Annotated in this window: 2 protein-coding genes; both read left to right on the top strand. The window is 70.1% G+C overall.

Annotated features, from left to right (window positions below; all coding sequences use genetic code 11):
• On the top strand, positions 1-811 hold an 811-nt coding region (locus Q8814_RS26055; RefSeq protein WP_330154818.1), incomplete at its 5' end, for a LysR substrate-binding domain-containing protein.
• 274 nt (positions 812-1,085) lie between these two features.
• Positions 1,086-1,526, top strand: a 441-nt coding sequence (locus Q8814_RS26060) for a phosphotriesterase family protein (RefSeq protein ID WP_456239124.1), incomplete at its 3' end; no start/stop codon positions are given.

Here is a 1,526-nt window from a genome sequence, read left to right on the forward strand (position 1 = left end):
GCCCGCGATGAGCCACGCGCTGGCCCGGATGCGCCGGTTGACCGGTGACGAGCTGGTGACACGGCAGGGGAGCGGCCTGGTGCTCACCCCCCGCGGCAGCGAGCTGATCGCCCCCCTGCGTGAGGTGCTGCAGCGGACCGCGCGGGTGGTGGATTTTCCGGGCTTCGACCCGGCCCGCGACAGCCGCACCATCACGGTGGCGATGACCAGCAGCACCGCCTTCGTGATCGGGCCCACGCTGGCCCGGCTCATCGCCGACCGGGCACCGAACGCGATCCTGCGGATGCGCAATCTCGTCGAGCCGCAGCCGAGCGATTTCACCGACGGCGGGGTGGATGTGGTGCTGCTGTCCGAGGCCTTCACCTCGCCGTACCCGCGCGAACGGCTCTACGAGAACCGCTGGGTGGTGATCGCCCATCCGGACACCGATCCCGAGGCGTCCGCGCTGGAGTTGCTCAGCTCGCTGCCACACGTCGCCTACGACTCGCGGCAGCGGGTGGCGCCGTATGCGGCGCTGGACGCGCAGGGCGTGCCGTACCGGATCGGCCGGTTGATCTCGGATTTTCTGCTCGTTCCGCACCTGGTCGCGGCCGCCGGTGGGGTAGCGGTCCACACCTACCGGGTCGCCGCGGCGATGCATCCCAGGCATGCCCTGCGCACCGAGGAGTTCCCGCTGCCGGTGGCGCCCCTGGGCGTGGACATGGTGTGGAACCCGCGGCTGGCGGCCCGGGAGTTCCGCAGCTGGCTGCGCACGCTTCTGGTCGACGCCTGCACCCGCGGGCCGGCGTTTCCGGCGGCGCGCGACCGCTGAGCGGCGCCGCACCCGCTTCCCGGTGACGCCGGCCGACCCCGCCGACCGACCCATATCGCCTCGACGACCCCGCCTCCGGCCACCGTGGCCGGAGGCGGGGTCGTGCTGTGTGCCACCGAATCACCCCTCGGGCTTCGCCATCCCCGCGACCGCAGCGCACCTCTCTGTACAGTCACGTACCTAACAGTTAACTCACTTGACACTCTGTAATCCGAAGTTGTACTGTGACACCTACCACGTCGTCGCGATGTGACCCTGACGAAAGGAAATGCCGATGACCGGCGCCCAGAACACTGCGGGCACGACCGTCCACACCGTCCTCGGCCCCGTTCCCGTGGACGAACTGGGCGTGGTCTCGGTGCACGAAGCGCTGCTGTCGGTGGTGCCGGGCGCCGAGCACGCCTTCGACCTCACCCTCGACCGCGCCGAAATCTTCGACACTCTCGCCGCGAAACTGGCCGACTTCCGCGACCACGGCGGACGCACCATCGTCGACAGCACCGGCATGTTCCACGGCCGCGACGTGCGCCTCTACGAAGCACTCTCACGCAGCACCGGCGTGCACATCGTCGCGTCGACGGGCATGGGCCCGGAAAACCTGCTCGGCGGCTACTTCCTCACCCCCCAGACCAACCCGCCCACCCCGTGGCCCGCGGACCAATTCGCCGACCTGTTCACCCGCGAGATCACCGAGGGCCTGGTCGTTCCCCGCGTC

The organism is Rhodococcus chondri, assembly GCF_036327435.1.
Lineage (GTDB): Bacteria > Actinomycetota > Actinomycetes > Mycobacteriales > Mycobacteriaceae > Rhodococcus > Rhodococcus chondri.